The sequence below is a fragment of the Listeria monocytogenes genome (assembly GCF_900187225.1).
Taxonomy (GTDB): domain Bacteria; phylum Bacillota; class Bacilli; order Lactobacillales; family Listeriaceae; genus Listeria; species Listeria monocytogenes.
Window position 1 is genome coordinate 2,228,122 of sequence record NZ_LT906436.1, and the last position, 19,806, is coordinate 2,247,927.

Here is a 19,806-nt window from a genome sequence, read left to right on the forward strand (position 1 = left end):
TCTAAAACTCCTTTCGTCTTTGAGGAACAATGTATTTCCCGTTGTTCGCATCGTTTAAAACATCTGCAACTACACCATAAGTTTCAGCAATCAAATCCGTTGTTAGTAATTCTTCTGGTTCTCCTTTTGCAACCACTTCCCCATTTTTCATCACAATCAAATGGTCACTATACATCAGTGCTTGGTTTAAGTCATGCAAAATCATTACAATAGTCAAATTTTCTTCTTGATTTAATCGTTTCACTAATTCTAAAATTTCTAGTTGAAAATACATGTCTAGAAATGTCGTGGGCTCGTCCAACAGCAAAATAGGTGTATCCTGAACTAATGCTGTTGCTATAAAAACACGTTGCCGCTCTCCTCCAGAAAGACTATCAACAAATTTCTCTGCTTTTTCAGTTAGCTCCGTTTGCATCAAAGCCCGCTCAACAGCTAGATCATCCTCCTTCGTCCGAGTCATTCGCCAATTTTTATAAGGTAGACGTCCAAAGTAAAGCAATTCCTTCACCATTAGTTCATTCGGAAGAACGTTACTTTGATGAACAATCGCCACATTTTGCGCAAATTCTTTTGCTTTCCATTCAAAAATCGATTTTCCTTCCAGTAAAACATCCCCAGAATTAGGTGAAAGGAGTCTAGCCAAAATTTCTAATAAAGTAGATTTCCCACTACCATTTGGCCCAACAATCGTATTGATTTTATTTTTCTGGATAGTAAATGAGACATTTTTCAAAATTGCATCGGTTCCATTATAACTAAAATTAACGTCCCTTACTTCCATAAAAATCACCCTTTCGCATTAAAAAGATTAAGAACGGACCACCAATAATAAGCATAATCACAGACGCAGGGATTTCCATTTGTTGAAATAACGTTCTGCCTATCGTATCCGCGAAAAGTAGCAATAAAGCCCCAAATAATATCGAAAACGGCACAAGTATTTGATAATTTCCACCAACTAGTTTTCTTGCAATATGTGGTACAAGTAAACCAACAAAAGCAATAACACCCACTACTGCCGTGGTAATCGATGCAAGGAGTACAGCAATCAACGCTAGCCATATCCGCGTTTTATTAACTGGCACACCGAATCCTCTAGCCATTTTATTTTCAAGACCTAACACATTGCACCATTTAGCAAGTAAGAGCGCACAAATCAGTCCAATCGTTACATATATTAATAAAGTTTCCACATCAGACCATTTTTTCATTGCCAAACTCGCTGCACTACTGGCAGATTGACTAGAAACAAGCGCCACTTGCGAAGATAACGCATCACTCAGCCCTGTAAAAACCGCATTAATCGCAATCCCAATAATAATAAAACGAAGCGGATTAAAATCAGAACGATAACTAAACAAAAAGACTAGAAAACAAGCAAGTGCTCCCCCAATAAAAGAAAAAAGTGGCAACCAAAAATATAATTCCGGTAAAAATAAAATAATTACAAAACTAAAAAATTTCGCACCCGCAGAAATCCCAATCACCCCAGCATCAGCAAGCGGATTCCGCATCACAGCTTGAAGTAACAACCCTGAAACCGATAGCGCCGCACCAGCTAGCAGGGCAATAATAATCCGCGGAAATCGCAAATCAATAACGACATCCACCATTTCATTTCCACCACTAAATATCCCACTTAAAAAAGCTGGGATGGACATCGACAAACTCCCCGCTTGAACTGCCCACAAAATAGTCCCAATCAATAAAACAATCACAGCGCCAAAAGAACTTTTTTGCTTAATTGTCATAAAGCATCTTTTCCATTTCCTTTAGTGCTTCTGGCGCATTCAAACTTGCTGTCATACCAAATAAATTTTCATCCAAATCATACACACGGTTATTTTTCACCGCATCAAAATGTTTCCAAATATCATTTGTTTTAAATTCTTCGTCAAACATTTTAACCACTTCCGCAGGCATACCATGAGCCGCTCGCAAAATAATATCTGGATTAGCGCTTTGTAAGTATTCTGTATTAGAAGCTAAATATTCTACTTTTTGGTCCTTAATAACATTTTCTCCTCCAGCAAGTTTGACCAAATCGCCAATGTACGCGTGTTCTGTTACAACTAAGTAACTTCCCGGAACCCCCATAAGAATGAGTACAGTCGGCTTTTTCTTTTTCGCCACATTCGACTTCACCTGATCAATATCACTTGTTAAATCTTTATTTAATTTAGTTGCTTCTTCTATACGATCAAATTTGGCCCCAAGATTTTTAATTTCCGTTTGCATTGAAGCAATACTCGTAAAATCTAAAAAATCCGCTTCTAAATTTGCCCCTTCAAAACCACTCTTCAAGTCCGCTTCTAGCGTTTTTGTTGAAAGGACCATGTCTGGCTTCAACATCCGAATAATTTCCAAATCAGGCCCCATAGGCGACCCAGTTTCCTTTACATCAGCATAACGTTTCGGAAGTTTTTTTGAACTAGACGGAATTCCAACGAGGGGCAAATCAAGTTTATCCATAATTTCCGTAATCGCAACCGTCGTTGCCACAATTTTTGGCTCTTTCTCCGTTTTTTGTTCAGGCTTTTGAGCCGCTTCTTCCTTTCCGCAGCCAACTAAAAAAAGCAATAACACTAAAGATATGACAGCCATTTTCCTCATCACTAATTCCCCCATTTATAAAATAAAATCGGTAAAGCGAGTTAAGCAAAGGAAAACCCCGACCTAACTCGCTTTTACTAGTTTTATTAACTCAATCTTTTACGTTTTAATCGATAAGCTAAATAAAGGAAGGATGCTCCAAATAATGTAATATACCATACCATACTTGATGAATCATTCGTCTTTGCATTTTTTTCTGTCTTACTTGCTGTTTTTTGAACAGAATTTGTATCATCAAAATCCGGTTTTGCCAATTTTGGTCCAGCATTATTGTTACTCGCTACATTACCAGTATTTAAAATATCTTTTTTCACAGGTTCCTTTAACGTTACATCTTTCCCTGTAATGTCTTTAATCGTTGCTGCATTTAGTTTTACTTGAACAGTATACTCATGGTCATAAGAAAAACCTGGCATATCTTCAATTAATACATGCGTTTTTACATCTGTATTAGCCGTACCATCTTTCACAGGATACTTGACGGTTCTCGTATTTTTGTTGATATCTCCGGAAACAACTTCCATATCTTTCCAAACACCATTTACTTTATACTGGAAAGTTTTAATCCAACTACTGTTTGTTAAAGTTAAATAAACATAGGGTTGGTTATTTTCAACTTTGATTAAAGCTGGCTTCATCACATAGCTTTCCATCATGGAAGTTTCTGTTGTTCCATCTTTAAATACATCAAAATCAATCGAGTACGTATGGTTGTTCAGTAGATTTTTCGGATCAACTACTGCCGGTTTACTTGGTGTTGTTGGCGGTGTTGTCACAGGTGGATTCGTTGTACCTGGATCAGGCTTTGTCACTGGTGGGTTTGTTTCACCAGGATTTACTACAGGAGGCGTTTCGTCACTACCTGGGTATGAACTTGCTGCAGTTGCTTTCGCTGTGTCAAAAACATAACGGAAGTCTGCTTGTCCTTTGTATACAGAACCATTGAAAGGCGCTTCATAATTAACATGAGCCGCAAGTGGTTGATTTAAGTCCTCCACTTCAAACTCCACAATACGTGTATTAGCATCTTTATCTTCAGAAACAACTTTTACATCTTGTAAAGTTCCAGCAAGAGTTGTTTTTAAAGCTGTTACTGTTTTATTATCATTAACTGTCATTGCTACCATTTTCTTACCATTTTTCACTTTCAACCAAGCAGGATTGTTAAAATAATTTTGCATGCTTGAATTGCTATCATCATTTGCTTTTTTCGCTACAAACGGAATCGTATAAATTCCATCCGAAAGAGTCACTGGTGTTGTAACAGCAGGTTCTGAGATGACTTTGAAAGTACTTGGATCAATAGTTAAATCCACTTGATACCAGTGATCATAACTAATTGCATCTACCTTAATATGCATATAGGAGAAAATAACATCATCTAAAGAACTAAGCTTGAATTTCTCTACACGCGTATCTTTTGCTGCATCAGTGCTCACTGTTTGAACATCTTCATAACGGTCTTGGTAAACATCCGCTTGTGCGGGTTTTTCAGGACGAGTTCCATTTTTTGAAATCGCCATTGTTTGCCACCAAGTACTATTTGTAATTGTTAAGTACATATAAGGTTGACCATTTTCCACTTTAATCGTTGCTGTATGGTCAATATATTTATCTGCTTCTGAAGATTCTTTCGTTGTCTTACCAGTATTATCTTTATAAAAATTCACTTGAACTTGGTATTCCCCGCCATCTTTCAGACGAGAATCAGCCGCGCTGGCAAATCCAGGTATCAATTGAAAAATAAGTGTCAAAGCTAAGAAAGCTACTAAGCCTTTTTTCCATAATTTCTTCATTATAATCCCCCTTTTTATTTAAAAATCGCACGTCTTTTAAGTAAAATTAACCCTGCCCCAGTTGCAACAAAAATAATTCCGTATAAAAACATTTGGCTAGAATCACTAGACTTTGGATTTGTTACTTTATTACTTGAATCACTCTTTGTTGCGGGTGTTGTTGTATTATTATCAGAAGATTTCACCGATCCAGCTAATGCTTTTGCAGATCCTTCATCGAAACGTAACTTGATTTGATATTCATGATGATAATTCAAGTCGTCATCATCAATATCCACTTTAATTTTCGCATTAACAGGATTGCTTAAAGTCGACACAGGAAACGAAACTTTTCTAGTGTCACTTGATGCATTTTTCGAAGTCACACTAACCGCGTTCCCTTCAACCCATAGGCCCGTAATCCACTTACTATGGTTCACTTGCAAGCTAACAGTTGATTTCCCCCCATTTACTGTTACCGTTGCAGGTTTATCAAAATAGTCATTCGCCATAGATGCGGAATCACTATCCCCTTGTATCACCGTATAATCAACCGAATAGGTTCCATCCTTAAGTGCGGCTTGTGCCGTTAATCCAGTAGAAAGAAACGAAAAACTGAATAAAACGATAAAAGCAGCAAAAACTAAAACTTTCTTCATTCTTAAATCTCCCTTCTTTAATAAAAACTACTATTTATAAAAAACCCCCACAAACACAAGTGGAGTAAAAGTTTATGTAAAAGTATACGTTAATTATCATTTTAATTGATAATGATTATCATTGTCAACAACAGATTGTTTTTTTACTAATTAAATACTCAAAAAAACCATGAATAGCAACTCCTATCCATGGATAATAATTATTTCCTATTACTCTTCTATTTGAGAAAAGCGATCATATAATAGTTCCCCTTTTAACGTTAAAGTATATCGTTTTTCTGCAATATTATTATTTCTAATTAAAAAACCATTCTCCTCTAACCAATAAAGAGTTAATAACACTTCATTTTTTGTATAGTCCCGCAAATTCCCAAAATCAATGACCTCAAGCGACATATCATTAATTTTCGTATCCACACTTCTGGCAAAAAGAAGAACTTCTCGTAGTAATCTTTCATCTTCAAATTCCATCTTTAGTCCTCCTTTAATTCTGAGTTAGTATCGTAATAACGTAAAAAGCCGTAGCAAAATGCCACGGCTTCTTACAGCGCAATCAAAAGGAGAAATTCACACAATCAAATAAAGGGGGTATTTGTTTGTGATTTATTTCACGGTTATAATATACCATATAAACGCTTATAATTCAATAGTTCACATACCTATTTTTATTTGTTTATTCCATGAATACTGACACCACTTATTCATACGAAAAAAAAGACACGCAGCCATTATTGCTACTGTGTCTTTTTTTAGTAAATTTCACAATGTGTTATTTAACCAGCTCTTCCAATTCATCCAATCTTTGTTCAAATACCTTTAATGCATCATCTACGGGATTAGGGGTCGCCATATCGACACCTGCTTTTTTCAACACATCGATAGGATAATCCGAACTTCCTGCTTTCAAGAAATCAATATAGGCTGTTACAGCATCTTGACCTTCTGTTAAAATTTTCGCACTTAATGCAGATGCTGCTGAAAAACCAGTCGCATATTGGAACACATAATAATTCATATAAAAATGCGGAATCCGAGACCATTCATAACCAATTTCAGCATCATAAACCATCGCTTCTCCGTAATATTTCTTGTTAATATCAAAATATGTTTCCGTCAAGAAATCCGCAGTCAAAGCCACTCCTTGTTGATCCGCTTGATGAATGGCATGTTCAAATTCAGCAAATTGCGTTTGACGGAATACAGTACCCTTGAATCCATCCAAATAGTGATTCAACAAGTATGCACGAACTTTTGGATCATCATATTTCTTAAGCAGATAATCAGTTAGTAAATTTTCATTCGTAGTCGAAGCAACCTCCGCTAAGAAAATCGAATAATCACCATAAACAAATGGTTGATTTTTTCTTGTATAATAACTATGCACACTATGTCCTAATTCATGTGCAAGCGTGTAAACATTATTAATATTATCTTGCCAATTGAGTAAAATATAAGGATTCGTACTATATGAACCAGAAGAATAGGCTCCACTACGTTTCCCTTTATTTTCCATCACATCAATCCAACGACTATCAAATGCCTCTTTTAAAATCGCTTGATATTCATCACCAAGTGGTTTCAGCGCCTCAAGCACGAGTTCTTTTGCTTCCTCATAAGTGAACTCCAAATTAACATCATCAGAAAGTGGCGTATAAAGGTCATACATATGCAATTCTTCTAAGCCAAGTAATTCCTTACGTAACTTCACATAACGATGAAGCAAACTTGCATTAGCATTCACTGATTTCAACAATGAGTCATATACTGTTTCAGGAATATGATTACCAGAGAGAGCCGCTTCACGAGCCGATGTATACCCTCGCGTAGAAGCATAAAAATTAGATTTTTTCACTTGTCCATTTAAAGTAGATGCTAATGTGTTTTTTAATCCTTCATAAACTGAATACACACCATGAAATGCATCACGACGCACTCGTGGATCATTACTTTCTAACAATTTCCCAAAACGGCCATGAGTAATTTCGATATCTTCCCCATTTTCATCTTTAATAGTTGGAAACTTCATATCAGCATTATTCAAGGTATTAAAAGTATTGGACGAACTTCCAAGCACTTCACCTGCATTAGCTAGTAAAGCCTCTTCCTTCTCACTCAAAATATAAGGTCGACTTAAATTTAACTCTTCCAACAAATGATCATATAATTGTAAATCTTTATTCTCATCTAAAAATTGTTTTAGAACATTTTCATCCATAGCTAAAATTTCTGGGTCATAGTAAGAGAGTGCAGACATTAGCTTTGTAACTAGGCTTCCTGCACGACTATGTAAACCTTGATATTTCGCATTAGCTGTATCTTGGTCCATTTTCAAATGAGCATATACATATAAGTTACTAATCAAATCATATGCTTTATCTCGAAATTGAAGTGCTTCATAAAGTGTTTGGCTACTTTCCGATAAACGACCTTTAAATTGCTCGCTTTCTTCTGTGATTTTTTGCAAATCTGTAAATGCTTGTTCCCAAGCTTCATCATTTGGATATATCGTAGTTAAATCCCAAGTTAGATTTTCTGGTACTTCTTCTCTTAAAGGTAATGCATTTGTTTTACTCAATATTAAAACCCCCAACCATAGTCATTTTGTTTTTATTATGAGCCAAAATAACTAAAAAAGCAAAACAGATGATTATATATGTGCTGCTCGAGTATTAGTAAAAGCCATTTTCCGTTTCACACGATATCGATTATCTGGTATGGTAGATAACACCCCTTCACCAATTAAATAAGAAAGATATGACTTTCCTAACTTCAAACTTTCATTTGGAGATAACCAAATAGTTAATATCTGACTTACAACTGATTTGAAACTCTCTAAAAAACTTTCCACACTAAAGGTATCCCCCTTCTCTAGACCTTTAAAAAACTTTTCCCACAAATCAAATTGCCATTCAACAGCAGGTGTCAAAACTAAAAATTGTTCTTCTACATCCACCCCAATTTCTTTCGGTAAATAGTGTAAATAATAACCTGCATTAAATAATTTTTGCATAAACTGGCCATGTTTTTTATATTTAGCATAGTAAAAACAAATCTTTTGTCTTTCTATTTCCCTATCTCGTTTAATGTAGGCGTGACGCGAAATAATTCTAGCTAACTTCTTATTCCATTCCCTCAAAGGCGACTTCATAGAAAACTTCATTTCGCTTGCGAAAAAACGATTCCCTTTTTCAAATGTTAGATGATAATAAAGCGTGCAAATTTCACGCTTAGCAGAATAGTGCCAAAAATGATAACCCAATTTCTTATCAGATTGAATAAAGGCTTGTTGGAATGCAGAAAGACAAATACGCCCCTTCTCCTTCTTAACTACTTGCCCGAGTATCCAGTGAACTTCCAAGCCAATTGATAAGTAGTCCATTGTGCGTTGAATCATTTCACTAATTGAAATAGAAGAACGCTGAAATTCAATTACTGTCTTCCCATTCACAAAAATATCTGCTTGTCGATTAATTTCCGGAAAGTAACTTTCTATTTCAACAGGGATACGCTGATAACAAAACCAGGCCATGATTTGCTTTTTAGCGGCTAAATGTTCCTCACTTTCTCCTTCAGAAGCAAACGCACACTTCATTGTCTTCTCGTGGGCAAAGTGCGGTATTTTTATCTGTCCTGCTTTTATCATTACTGGGCTTGCACACGATTTACAAAACAGTCTTTCTTCTTGCTTGATTCGTTCCACATTCATCTTAGTAATAGTAAAAGTTTCTCCAATGTTATTTCTGGCTGTAAAAATAATTATCACTCTCCTATTAGCTCTTTAATATTATTATTCGCCAAGGAGCATCCAAATTCCTTTCTTATTTTTAAAATCACAAAAAAGACCCGTTTGGCTATTTTTCAGCACATACGGGTCTTTAAAATAATGTTTTAGAAGTGTTTTCTAATTTGCTTTAATGCAGGAACGTCAAAGATTACTTTTCCGTACTCAGCTAGCATATAACCAGTTAAATTCGACTCTAAACCGTACTCAAGCAAAATACTAACGGCATTGTCAATGTTAGATTCATCATATTTATTCTCAGGAAATTCTACATTCAAATAATACTTTCCTTGATACGAGTATAGCTTAGTTACTAAATTTTCAAGTCCTGTTGCTCGTGAAAGAGAAATAGCATCTTCAAAATCACGGAACTCTAAAATAAACTCTAGCGTATCATCTTCTCCAAGTGCTTCTTTCTTCACTGGATTGAAGTTTTCTTCGAGTAGTTTTTCGATTTTTTCTTCTGCAAGCTCATCTGGCGAGCTAAGCGTGACATCGAAGCCATCTTCGCCTTTTCCACCAATTGTAGCTTTTGTTACGAATACTTCTAAACCATGTTTTAAGGCTTGGACTTGTATCCAGAGCGGACCTTCCGGAGAGAACTCTTCTTCATATTTCAGCTCATCCATCATATCCCAGAAAAGTTCTTCACTTTTCTCGCGATCATACCAAACATCTTCTTGGTTAAAACCTCGCTCTTCCAAATCCAGATAAGAGATATAAAACTTGATTGTATCCTCATTAATTCGTTCAATTTCCATCGTCACACTCTCCCTTCCTTCTTAGTCATTGACAATGAAGGGTAAAACTTAATTGGTTAAATTCATTGTAGCTCATATTAAGAAATAGTACCACCATTTTTCCTTCAATTTACTAGGTGGAATCTTATCTTAGCTGAAAAGCGAAAAAATTTCAAGAACATTTACTTAAACTACAAAAAAAGCGCCAAGAATCCAATTGAATGGAATCCTTGGCAACCACTTTTATCAATCTTAGTTAACCATTTTTTGCGCTTCACGTAGTTGATACGTACGTACACGGCGCGGTAAGAAACGGCGAATTTCATCTTCATTGTACCCAACTTGCAAACGTTTTTCATCAATAATGATAGGACGTCTTAATAAGCCAGGGTTTTTCTGGATTAATTCAAATAGTTGTTGCAAAGGAAGACTATCTAAATCCACGTTCAACTTTTGGAACGTTTTTGAACGAGTGGAAATAATTTCATCTGTACCATCCTCAGTCATACGAAGAATTTCTTTAATTTCATCCAAACTAAGTGGCTCAGAAAAAATGTTTCTTTCCTTATAAGGGATATCATGTTCTTCCAACCATGCACGAGCTTTTCGGCAAGATGTGCAACTAGGTGAAGTGTATAACGTTACCATTAGACATTCACACTCCTTATCGGGTATTGTTTCATTCATATAACGAAATTCTAGCAATATCTCTATTTGGAAAATTCATTAAAGAACTTACACTTCATTATACACTAATTTTGTGAAATTCCATATACTATTTTCAAAAATTTTCTTTCCAAATATGTAAAACCATTGTTAGCAAGCCGTTATGTATATGATACCCCTACTATAACTTGTTTAAACTAAAATCACATGAAAAAAATAGCTTTTTTATGAGAATTTCATGAGAATTTTAATTTTAAGAAAAAACATCAACCAAATTTAACTCTGATTGATGTTTTCATTTTATTTCGCAGCAGCTTCAGCAGTTAACTTAGCATGCTTTTCTTTATACATAACTTCTTCTTCTTCTGAACAATAAACAAAATGTCCAGGAGCAATCTCGCGCATTTTAATTTCATCGCCATCTTTATAGTTATGAGACGTCGGATCATATGTTTTACGCACACGAGTACGTTCATAATTTGGATCTGGCAAAGGAATCGCGGATAAAAGTGATTCCGTATAAGGGTGTAGCGGTGCATGATATAAATCATTGGCAGGCGCTAACTCTACTAATTTACCGAAGTACATTACACCAATACGATCACTAATGTACTTAACCATTGATAAATCATGGGCAATGAATAGGTAAGTTAGATTTTTTTCTTTTTGTAATTGACGTAATAAGTTTACTACTTGCGCTTGGATAGATACATCTAGAGCGGAAATAGGCTCATCGGCAATAATAAATTCTGGTTGAACAGCAAGCGCACGAGCGATACCAATACGTTGACGTTGACCGCCGGAAAACTCATGTGGGTAACGACCAGCATGTTCTTTACTTAATCCAACTGTTTCTAACAAATCGTATACTTGTTTATTCGTTTCTTCAGGCGTTTTAGCAAGGCCATGAATACGAATACCTTCAGCAATGATATCTTTAACTTTCATACGTGGATTTAAAGACGCGTATGGATCTTGGAAAATCATTTGCATTTTACGACGGAATTCAAGCATTTCTTTACGGCTTTTACGTGCGTGCACATCTTTACCGTTATAAATAACTTCTCCACCAGTTGCATCGTATAAACGAATGATAGTACGTCCAGTTGTAGATTTACCACAACCAGATTCACCTACTAAACCAAGTGTTTCACCTTTATAAATATCAAAAGAAATATCATCAACAGCACGTACTTCACTTGCAGTACCTTTGTTAAAGTATTGCTTTAGATTATGAATTTCTAATAATTTTTCTCTTTGTTCAGTCATTCTACCTCTACCCCTTTCGCATGGACAGCTTGCATGCCAGGATGAAGTTCCGCAAACTGCTCTTGGCGGCGTAATACAGCATCAGGAGGCGTTACTTCAGGTGCATCAGGATGAAGCAACCATGTAGCCGCATAATGTGTATCAGACACCTTAAATAGTGGTGGCTCTTCTTCAAGGTCAATTTGCATTGCGTATTTATTACGTGCAGCAAATGCGTCCCCTTTTGGAGGATGAAGTAAATCAGGCGGCGTACCAGGAATAACAAATAATTCTTCATCAGCTGTATCCAAAGTAGGCATAGAACTAATTAATCCCCATGTATAAGGATGTTGTGGATTATAGAAAATTTCATCAACTGTCCCGATTTCAACAATTTTACCACCGTACATAACAGCTACACGGTCTGCAACGTTTGCTACAACACCAAGATCATGGGTAATAAAGATAATCGACGTATCAATTTTTTTCTGTAAGTCCTTCATTAAATCTAAAATTTGCGCTTGGATAGTTACATCTAGCGCTGTTGTTGGCTCATCTGCAATAAGAATTTGTGGGTTACATGCAAGTGAAATCGCGATAACAACCCGTTGACGCATCCCACCAGAAAATTGGTGAGGATATTGTTTAATTCGTTCTTCTGCATTGGCAATACCAACTAATTGAAGCAAACGAAGCGCTGTTTTATGTGCTTCATGTTTACTGATTTTTTGGTGCTTAATAAGTGGTTCAGAAATTTGTTTACCAATTGTCATCGTAGGATTTAATGATGTCATTGGATCTTGGAAAATCATAGCTATATCTTTCCCACGAATTTTTTGCATTTGTTTTTCGTGAGCTTTAGCGATATCCATTCCGTTAAATAAAATTTGGCCACTTTTTATTTCTGAGTTACCTTCTGGAAGTAAACGCATAATCGATTTTGTCGTTACTGATTTACCTGAACCAGATTCGCCAACAATCGCTAAGGTTTCCCCTTTATATAAGTCAAAATTAACTCCACGAATCGCCTTTACTTCTCCGGCATATGTGTGGAATGAAATATTTAAATCTTTAACTTCTAATAGCTTTTCCATTTTTCCTCACCTCTCTTTTAATCGCGCATTTTAGGATCAAAGGCATCACGCAAGCCATCTGCAATTAAGTTAAATGCAATCATGATGATACAAAGTACAATACATGGATACAGAATCATATATGGCAATACTTGTAATGTTTTATATCCATCATTTACCAAGACACCAAGAGACGCTGCTGGCGCTGGAAGACCAAGCCCAATAAAGCTTAAAAAGGCTTCAAAGAAAATCGCACTAGGAATACTAAACATGATGTTAATGATAATAATCCCAGAAATATTTGGTATTAAATGTTTTATAAGAATTTTTGGAGTAGATTCCCCTAAAGTCATGGAAGCCATAACAAATTCTTGGTTTTTAAGTTTTAAAACTTGTCCCCTGACTACCCGGGCCATCGTTATCCAACTCGTCATTGCGATTGCTATGATAATAGATACAATACCTGGTTCGAGTATTAACATCATTAAAATAACCACAACTAAGTTTGGAATTGCACCAATAACCTCTAATACACGTTGCATGAAATTATCTACACGACCTCCAACATAACCGGAAATCAAACCATAAGCAACCCCAATTACAAGGTCACAAAGCGCTGCTACAACAGCAATAATAAGAGATACACGTGTACCAGCCCAAATACGAGCAAATTGGTCACGTCCAAGCGTATCACTACCTAACCAATAGTAAGTACCCTCTTTAATATTATTTTGTTTATAAATATCAACGTCTTCTCCACCAATAGATTGATGACCATTCCAGAAAGGCATATTTTCAAAGCCTTGAACTTTTGGAGGAAGACTCGCATTTTCAGTAATTTGTCGGTTAATATTATGTTCTGGTCCTAGATTTTGTGATAAATAAGGGCCAACAATTGCCATAATAATAACAAGTGCTAATACAATTAGAGAAACTAAAGCCGCTTTATTTTTACGAATACGAAGCCAAGAGTCTTGCAAGAAAGTTAAACTTGGACGATTAATTTTCTCTGCTTCCGCATCCAGAATGTGCGCTGGCTGAAATCTTTCTTTTGCAATTTTATGTTCTGCCATTATTTTCTACCTCCAGACACACGGATTCGAGGATCAATCAATCCGTAAAGAATATCCACTACCAAGATAACAAATACCAACATGACAGCAAATAAAATTGTAGTTCCCATAATAACTGGATAGTCATTTGTTTGAATAGAAGAAACGAATTGGCTACCGATACCAGGAATACTATAAATATTTTCAATAACTAGGGAACCAGTCATCAGTGCGACTGATAATGGTCCTAAAACTGTAATTAAAGGAATAAGTGCATTACGAATCGCATGTTTAACTGCTACTTCCGTTCTACTATTCCCTTTCGCTTTGGCAAGTAGAACATAGTCAGATGCGAATACATCAATTAACTCTGTTCTCATGAAACGAGCTGCCGTTGCAAGTGGGAACATCGCAAGTGCGAATGCTGGCAGAATAGTATCTGCAAACGTCCCCCAACCTGCTACTGGGAAAATTTGAAGTTTTGCTCCAAGCCAGTATTGTAAAACAGTCGCAAATACGAAAGATGGAACTGACTTACCTAATATTGCTATAAATGTACTCGTATAATCCGGCCACCTATTCTGATACATGGCCGCTATTACCCCTAGTAAAATACCAAAAATAACACCAAAAGCCATTGCCTCGAGTGCTAATTGGACAGATGGACCAATCAGTGCACTTAAAATCTCAGACACTGGTCTATTATCAAGTTGGAAGGAAACACCTAAGTCACCTTTTACCAAACCTGTCATATAATTAAAGTATTGGACTGGAATTGAATCATTTAGTCCATATTTTTCATTCATCATGTGAATTTGTTCGTCAGATAGTTTCTCCTGATTACGGTAAGGCGTACCAGGTAAGAATTTCATAAGAACAAACGTAACCGAAGCAATGATGAATAACGTTATAAGCATATATAATACTCTTTTTAACGTATATTTAACCATCTATCTCTACACCTCCCAGTTTTAATTAATATATAAAAAAAGTTATTCCTAACCAAATTCGCAAGTTTAGTGAGCCTTTTTCTACATTTCTAAACTTTTATTGCATTAGTGCAAATTAGTTAGGAAAAAAACTTCATTTTTCGAATGTTAGGTTTCTAGAAGACTAGAAAAGGATACTTTAATTTTTAATTATAACACATGAAAATCATCAGCAAAAGGAGAGAGCATATCGAAATATACTCTCTCTTTCCGTCAAGCATTTCTTAAAGACTAATATTTTATTTAGTCAAGTATGTTTCTTTGTAAGTGTAATCTGGACCAAATGGATTTTTTTGCAAGTTTTTAATGTAGTCTTTTTGTAGGTATGCAGTAGAACGTTGATAAAGTGGTTGAATAGCTACATCATCCGTAAGAAGGATTTTTTCTGCTTTAACCATTTCATCCCAACGTTTTTGATCGTCAGCTGCATAAGTTACAGAAGCATCATTTAAAATCTTGTCGTAGTCTTTGTTAGAATAACTCATTCTGTTTTGTGCACCATCAGTTACGAATAGATCTAAGAAAGTAGATGGATCTTGATAGTCAGGACCCCAGCCGCTCATAGAGAAATCGTAATCTTGGTTTTGGTCATTTTGTAAACGAACTTTGAATGGTACGTTTTTAAGTTTAACTGTAAGACCATCTAAGTTCTTTTGTAGTTGGTCTTGAATGAATTCAGAAGATTTTCTCGCATTTTCAGTATCATCACTAGTGAATTCAACTGTAATTTCGTTAACTCCTAATTCTTTCAAACCAGCTTTCCATGCTTTTTGAGCTTCTTTTACATCATATTCTAAATGTTTGCCAGATTCTTTTGTATAATCTTCTTTGTTACCTGGGTCAAAAGTGAAACCTTCTGGTACAAGATTGTTTGCAGGTTTAGATCCGTTTTTAAGAACTGTATCAGTATACGATTGTTTGTCAATCGCAAGAGCTATAGCTTTACGGATGTTTTTGTTAGCAAATACTGTGTCTTTGCCAGCACGTTTTTGGTTAAATTTAATATAGAAAGTAGAAGAATCATTCACTGTAACATAGTCTTTATTGTTTTTGTTTTGAGCAGCATAGTCTGCACTCAATACAGTACGGTCAACTTTGTCAGTGTTGTATAAGTTAAGTCCAGTACCGGAGTCTTGAACAACTTGTACGTTGATTTGTTTCAACTTAACTTTATCTTTATCCCAATATTTATCATTTTTTACGTAAGTCCATTTTTTGTTTGTTCCAGTCCAATCTTTCAACTCGAAAGGTCCATTGAATAACATGTTATCACTATTTTGTGCATATTTTTCGCCTTTTTCCGTAACGAATTTTTCGTTAAGTGGGAAGAAAGTTGGGAATGCGAATAGTGAGTTAATGTAAGCAGTTGGTTTAGAAAGAGTAACTTCTAAAGTATAATCATCTACTGCTTTAATTCCTAATTCTTCAGGTTTTTTCTTGCCAGCTACGATATCTCCACCGTTTTTGATTGCATCAAATAGGTAAGAATATGTTGCAGCAGTGTTAGGGTCAACTGCACGACGCCATGAGTAAACATAGTCATTTGCAGTTACAGGGTCTCCGTTTGACCATTTTGCATCTTCACGAAGTTTGATAGTATAAACTGTTTTGTCATCGCTAATTTTTGGCTCTTCAGCAGCACCGGCAATGGCAGGAATACCATCTTTGTCAAGCGCATATAGACCTTCGTTTGTTTGGTTTACAACGTTCAAACCAACTTGGTCATCCGCTTTTGTGCTGTCTGCAGAAGGAATTAGTGCGCTTTCTGTCAAGTTAAGTACTTGCTCTCCTGAAGCTTTTCCTGAATCTGAGCCTTTTTTGTCGGATTTGGAATCTGATCCGCCTCCGCATGCTACCAAGACTAAGCTTAGTAATAGTGTTAATCCAAGTGTAAGAAATAATTTAGATTTTTTCACTAAGTAGACCTCCCTTTTTTATTTTTCTGAAAAATTGTTTCGATACCTATTATACTCTAAGAATTCTGGCTTTGTAAATTATTTTTACAAGATAAATGAAAACAAGGATGAAAGATACAAGTTATTAAAATATTAAGGCAAAATTGAAATTGCGTGAAAACTCTGAACAGAAAGTGTTACGCAATCCTCTATTTTGCAATAAATCGAATTAATTATGTATACTTTGCTAAACCTTTTGATTAAGTTTTCAGAAAACATAACCATTTAAATTGATAAATTTACGATGAACTTTGCCAATTAAGTTAAAACTGGAAGAAGTTATCTTTTTTGTATAAAAGAAAATATCGAACCCCTTTAAAATTTAAAGGATTATTATATTTATATACTTTTTTTGAGCTGTTGTCTAGATAAAAATATCAAAAATTTAATTAAATTTTGTAATAAATTCGAAAAACGTTGATATAAAGGGATTTTTCTGTTAATAATCTGTAAAGACACTTGGCGGAATATTTTACTAAAAACGGACAAATTTCTAACATTGGATGATAGCTTCCTTCTATCATATAGTCTTTCTATGCAAATTGTGATAGAGTGAATTATGAATTTTAATTAGAGGTGAAGAAATGTTTTTACGAATTACTATTTATACACTTATTCAAGAAGCTATTATTTTTGGTATTTTACTCTTCGGAAAAAATCAGACTGTTAGTTTAAGCAACTATGTGGATATTTCCTTTATGGTAGCGCTTATCTCACTACTAATTGGATTGTTTGTTTATATTATGAGAAGTGGGTTTTTAGACCGGGTTCATAATGGTTTTCGAAGTATTTCTCGCAAAATTAAACGAGAAGAAGAAAATGAGTTTTCAGATATGCCTTTATCTGAATTAGTCGGCCTGCAATACGCCGGAATTTTGTTTAGTTCCATTTTTGTTATGTTGACTAGTATTTTATGTATGTTTTTGTGATTGACAAGCCGTTTTGTAAACTGATAGAATGAAAGTAATATAACTGATGCGTTAATAGGAAGATTAGTACATTTTGTTGCTTTATAATAGAGAGTCTGTGGTTGGTGGAAACAGATAAAGCGCAAAATCGAATGGACTTCTAAGGACTGTTTGTGAAAGCGAGTAGCGAACAGCGGCTAAAGACCGTTACTTCTTTAATAGAAACTTTCTATTGCTAAGAGCCTTTTTAGGTACTTAGGGTGGCACCGCGGATAACCGTTCGTCCCTAACATTTATATGTTGGGATGGACGGTTTTTTATTTTCGCAATCAGTGAAAAAATTGGAGGAATAATCATGAAAAAAGTAATATTTTCCGGAATTCAACCTAGTGGACAATTAACTTTAGGAAATTATATTGGGGCTTTAAAACAGTTTGGGCAGTTTCAAGATGAATATGAATGTTTTTATTGTATCGTTGACGAACATGCTATTACGGTTCCACAAGATAGATTAAAACTTCGCGAGCAAACAAGAAGTTTAGCAGCTCTTTATTTAGCAGTTGGACTGGATCCTGAAAAATCCACTCTATTTATTCAATCTGAAGTGGCGGCACATGCGCAAGCGGCATGGATTTTACAATGTAACGTCTATATTGGTGAATTGGAGCGTATGACACAATTTAAAGACAAATCAGCTGGTAAAGCAGGAGTGAGCGCCGGACTATTAACCTATCCACCATTAATGGCTGCTGATATTTTACTTTATCAAACAGATTTAGTTCCAGTTGGTGAGGATCAAAAACAACATATCGAATTAACTCGCGACTTAGCTGAACGATTTAATAAAAAGCATGCAGATATTTTCACGATGCCAGAAGTATTCATTCCTAAACAAGGCGCACGAGTAATGTCCTTACAAGATCCAACGAAAAAAATGAGTAAATCTGATGCCAATTTGAAAAATGCTATCTTTTTACTTGATCCACCAGCAACTATTAGAAAAAAAATCAAAAGCGCTGTGACCGATTCTAGTGGTATTATTGAATATAATAAAGAAGAAAAGCCCGGCGTATCTAATTTGCTAACTATCTATTCGGTTATTACCGGCGAAACAATTGCTAGTATAGAAGAAAAATATGTTGGAAAAGGCTATGGTGATTTCAAAACAGATTTAGCTGAATTAGTTGTTTCTGAACTTGAGCCAATTCAAGAAAGATACTATGCTTATCTCAAATCTGAGGAGCTGGACACTATATTAGATGCAGGAGCAGAAAAAGCAGCTCGCGTGGCTAATAAAACATTGAAGAAAATGGAAAATGGCGTTGGGCTTGGCCGTAAACGCAGAAAATAATATAAAAAAAGCCAATGACCTAGTTAATCTAAGTCATCGGCTTTTTTTATTTAATCATTAACCTACTTTAATTTCCACATCGATGTTACCACGAGTTGCTTTAGAATATGGACATACTTCATGTGCTTTTTTTAGTAGAGCTTCTGTTTTTTCTTTGTCTTGGCCTTCGATAGTTCCTTCTAATACGACACCAATTTTAAATCCGTTGTCTTCTGGATCACTATATAAGCTGACAGTTGCTGTTACTGTGCTCTTTGCTTCAATCCCAGCTTTTCCTAGAACTAATTCTAACGCGCTATTGAAACAAGCTCCGTATCCAGCCGCAAATAGTTGTTCAGGGTTTGTTCCACCGCCGCCGTCTCCACCAAGTTCTGTTGGCGCAGAAATATCAAAGTAAAATACGTTGTCTGGCGAATGAACTTCACCACTTCTTCCACCTGTATTAATGACTGTTGTTTCATATAATTTTTTCATTTTCTATTCCTCCTAATTGTTTTGTTAACGATTGTATTTTGATAAGTAATTGTGTGTAGTCTAATTCTGCAAAATCGAGTAATTGAAGGCAGTTGTCCACGCTTTTTAATACGTCAGGTTGTATTTTTATTGCTTTTTCTGTTAGGCGAATATAAACGCGGCGCTCGTCTTCCGGATGACGACTCCGTGTAACATATCCTAAATGCTCCATTCGTTTTAACATTGGTGTTAAAGTTCCACTATCTAAAGCCAACCTCTTTCCAAGTTCTGATACAGTTTGTTCTTCAACTTCCCATAGAACAAGCAAAGCAATATATTGTGGATAGGTTAATTGAAACGGCTCTAAAGCTTCACGATAAAGTTTAGTAAATTGTTTGGATGCATTGTAAACAGAAAAACACAGTTGTTCTTCTAATATGCGTGTATTCGTGTCCAACATGTTCTCCTCCTTTTAAGTTGTGTGCAATTTAATTGTAACCAATTATAGTAATGAAAGCTAGTTTTTTGCTCAAAAAAAGCCTT

At 35.5% G+C, this 19,806-nt stretch carries 19 protein-coding genes and 1 other annotated feature; of the genes, 2 read left to right on the forward strand and 17 right to left on the reverse strand.

Annotated features, from left to right (window positions below):
* Position 1 precedes the first annotated feature (1 nt).
* The 15 genes from CKV70_RS11270 to CKV70_RS11340 form a co-directional block, all read right to left on the reverse strand.
* Positions 2-781: an ABC transporter ATP-binding protein gene (locus tag CKV70_RS11270; protein WP_009914264.1), complete on the reverse strand. Its 780-nt coding sequence runs from the start codon at positions 779-781 to the stop codon at positions 2-4.
* Positions 762-1,751: a FecCD family ABC transporter permease gene (locus CKV70_RS11275; protein ID WP_010989919.1), complete on the reverse strand. Its 990-nt coding sequence runs from the start codon at positions 1,749-1,751 to the stop codon at positions 762-764. Before CKV70_RS11275 ends, CKV70_RS11270 begins: the two co-directional genes overlap by 20 nt.
* The gene (gene isdE, locus CKV70_RS11280) at positions 1,741-2,613 is read right to left on the reverse strand and encodes a heme ABC transporter substrate-binding protein IsdE (protein WP_003722308.1); all 873 of its coding nucleotides are present in this window, start codon (positions 2,611-2,613) and stop codon (positions 1,741-1,743) included. The genes CKV70_RS11275 and isdE overlap by 11 nt, the downstream gene beginning before the upstream one ends.
* An 86-nt stretch (positions 2,614-2,699) precedes the next feature.
* A complete protein-coding gene (gene hbp2, locus CKV70_RS11285; RefSeq protein WP_014601045.1) occupies positions 2,700-4,409 on the reverse strand; it encodes a hemin/hemoglobin-binding protein Hbp2 in 1,710 nt (569 codons plus the stop codon).
* Positions 4,410-4,423: 14 nt separating this feature from the next.
* Positions 4,424-5,047 carry a heme uptake protein IsdC gene (gene isdC, locus CKV70_RS11290; RefSeq protein ID WP_014601046.1) on the reverse strand — a complete coding sequence of 208 codons (624 nt, stop codon included), beginning with the start codon at positions 5,045-5,047 and terminating at the stop codon, positions 4,424-4,426.
* Between the two features lie 210 nt (positions 5,048-5,257).
* A complete protein-coding gene (locus CKV70_RS11295; RefSeq protein WP_003722311.1) occupies positions 5,258-5,518 on the reverse strand; it encodes a DUF3116 family protein in 261 nt (86 codons plus the stop codon).
* A gap of 298 nt (positions 5,519-5,816) precedes the next feature.
* The gene (pepF, locus tag CKV70_RS11300) at positions 5,817-7,622 is read right to left on the reverse strand and encodes an oligoendopeptidase F (protein ID WP_003722312.1); all 1,806 of its coding nucleotides are present in this window, start codon (positions 7,620-7,622) and stop codon (positions 5,817-5,819) included.
* Between the two features lie 72 nt (positions 7,623-7,694).
* Positions 7,695-8,810, reverse strand: a complete 1,116-nt coding sequence (locus tag CKV70_RS11305; protein ID WP_009912419.1) for a competence protein CoiA — start codon at positions 8,808-8,810, stop codon at positions 7,695-7,697.
* A gap of 125 nt (positions 8,811-8,935) precedes the next feature.
* The gene (gene mecA, locus CKV70_RS11310; protein WP_003722314.1) at positions 8,936-9,589 is read right to left on the reverse strand and encodes an adaptor protein MecA; all 654 of its coding nucleotides are present in this window, start codon (positions 9,587-9,589) and stop codon (positions 8,936-8,938) included.
* 231 nt (positions 9,590-9,820) lie between these two features.
* The gene (spxA, locus tag CKV70_RS11315) at positions 9,821-10,216 is read right to left on the reverse strand and encodes a transcriptional regulator SpxA (protein WP_003720569.1); all 396 of its coding nucleotides are present in this window, start codon (positions 10,214-10,216) and stop codon (positions 9,821-9,823) included.
* A gap of 318 nt (positions 10,217-10,534) precedes the next feature.
* Entirely contained in the window at positions 10,535-11,503 is a 969-nt protein-coding gene (locus CKV70_RS11320) for an ABC transporter ATP-binding protein (protein WP_003722315.1), read from the reverse strand.
* Positions 11,500-12,576 (reverse strand): ABC transporter ATP-binding protein, encoded by a 1,077-nt coding sequence (locus tag CKV70_RS11325; protein WP_012951901.1) that lies wholly within the window; start codon positions 12,574-12,576, stop codon positions 11,500-11,502. Before CKV70_RS11325 ends, CKV70_RS11320 begins: the two co-directional genes overlap by 4 nt.
* Positions 12,577-12,593: 17 nt before the next feature.
* Positions 12,594-13,628, reverse strand: coding sequence for an oligopeptide ABC transporter permease (gene opp3C / locus CKV70_RS11330; RefSeq protein WP_003722317.1), 1,035 nt, complete (start codon positions 13,626-13,628; stop codon positions 12,594-12,596).
* Complete coding sequence (opp3b, locus tag CKV70_RS11335; RefSeq protein ID WP_003722318.1) at positions 13,628-14,557, reverse strand: oligopeptide ABC transporter permease; 930 nt, start codon at positions 14,555-14,557, stop codon at positions 13,628-13,630. The genes opp3C and opp3b overlap by 1 nt, the downstream gene beginning before the upstream one ends.
* A gap of 278 nt (positions 14,558-14,835) precedes the next feature.
* On the reverse strand, positions 14,836-16,512 hold the full coding sequence (locus CKV70_RS11340; protein WP_003731898.1) for a peptide ABC transporter substrate-binding protein: 1,677 nt from the start codon (positions 16,510-16,512) through the stop codon (positions 14,836-14,838).
* Between the two features lie 623 nt (positions 16,513-17,135).
* Here CKV70_RS11340 and CKV70_RS11345 point away from each other — a divergent pair.
* Both CKV70_RS11345 and trpS read left to right on the forward strand, forming a co-directional pair.
* Positions 17,136-17,480, forward strand: coding sequence for a DUF3899 domain-containing protein (locus CKV70_RS11345; RefSeq protein ID WP_009934015.1), 345 nt, complete (start codon positions 17,136-17,138; stop codon positions 17,478-17,480).
* A 44-nt stretch (positions 17,481-17,524) separates the two neighbouring features.
* Positions 17,525-17,750, forward strand: a binding site (T-box leader).
* Between the two features lie 64 nt (positions 17,751-17,814).
* Positions 17,815-18,810 carry a tryptophan--tRNA ligase gene (trpS, locus tag CKV70_RS11350; RefSeq protein WP_003722321.1) on the forward strand — a complete coding sequence of 332 codons (996 nt, stop codon included), beginning with the start codon at positions 17,815-17,817 and terminating at the stop codon, positions 18,808-18,810.
* A 57-nt stretch (positions 18,811-18,867) separates the two neighbouring features.
* Here trpS and CKV70_RS11355 read toward each other — a convergent pair whose 3' ends face one another.
* Positions 18,868-19,284: an organic hydroperoxide resistance protein gene (locus CKV70_RS11355; protein WP_003722322.1), complete on the reverse strand. Its 417-nt coding sequence runs from the start codon at positions 19,282-19,284 to the stop codon at positions 18,868-18,870.
* Positions 19,268-19,720 (reverse strand): MarR family winged helix-turn-helix transcriptional regulator, encoded by a 453-nt coding sequence (locus tag CKV70_RS11360; protein WP_003731896.1) that lies wholly within the window; start codon positions 19,718-19,720, stop codon positions 19,268-19,270. The genes CKV70_RS11355 and CKV70_RS11360 overlap by 17 nt, the downstream gene beginning before the upstream one ends.
* Positions 19,721-19,806: the final 86 nt, after the last annotated feature.

Excerpts from the sequence above, each read along its gene's own strand:
- opp3b (WP_003722318.1), bottom strand. The coding sequence starts at position 14,557 with ATGGTTAAATATACGTTAAAAAGAGTATTATATATGCTTATAACGTTA.
- mecA (WP_003722314.1), bottom strand. The coding sequence starts at position 9,589 with ATGGAAATTGAACGAATTAATGAGGATACAATCAAGTTTTATATCTCT.
- CKV70_RS11275 (WP_010989919.1), bottom strand. The coding sequence starts at position 1,751 with ATGACAATTAAGCAAAAAAGTTCTTTTGGCGCTGTGATTGTTTTATTG.
- trpS (WP_003722321.1), top strand. The coding sequence starts at position 17,815 with ATGAAAAAAGTAATATTTTCCGGAATTCAACCTAGTGGACAATTAACT.
- isdC (WP_014601046.1), bottom strand. The coding sequence starts at position 5,047 with ATGAAGAAAGTTTTAGTTTTTGCTGCTTTTATCGTTTTATTCAGTTTT.
- isdE (WP_003722308.1), bottom strand. The coding sequence starts at position 2,613 with ATGAGGAAAATGGCTGTCATATCTTTAGTGTTATTGCTTTTTTTAGTT.
- opp3C (WP_003722317.1), bottom strand. The coding sequence starts at position 13,628 with ATGGCAGAACATAAAATTGCAAAAGAAAGATTTCAGCCAGCGCACATT.
- CKV70_RS11345 (WP_009934015.1), top strand. The coding sequence starts at position 17,136 with ATGTTTTTACGAATTACTATTTATACACTTATTCAAGAAGCTATTATT.
- CKV70_RS11320 (WP_003722315.1), bottom strand. The coding sequence starts at position 11,503 with ATGACTGAACAAAGAGAAAAATTATTAGAAATTCATAATCTAAAGCAA.
- CKV70_RS11295 (WP_003722311.1), bottom strand. The coding sequence starts at position 5,518 with ATGGAATTTGAAGATGAAAGATTACTACGAGAAGTTCTTCTTTTTGCC.
- hbp2 (WP_014601045.1), bottom strand. The coding sequence starts at position 4,409 with ATGAAGAAATTATGGAAAAAAGGCTTAGTAGCTTTCTTAGCTTTGACA.
- CKV70_RS11270 (WP_009914264.1), bottom strand. The coding sequence starts at position 781 with ATGGAAGTAAGGGACGTTAATTTTAGTTATAATGGAACCGATGCAATT.
- spxA (WP_003720569.1), bottom strand. The coding sequence starts at position 10,216 with ATGGTAACGTTATACACTTCACCTAGTTGCACATCTTGCCGAAAAGCT.
- CKV70_RS11355 (WP_003722322.1), bottom strand. The coding sequence starts at position 19,284 with ATGAAAAAATTATATGAAACAACAGTCATTAATACAGGTGGAAGAAGT.
- CKV70_RS11325 (WP_012951901.1), bottom strand. The coding sequence starts at position 12,576 with ATGGAAAAGCTATTAGAAGTTAAAGATTTAAATATTTCATTCCACACA.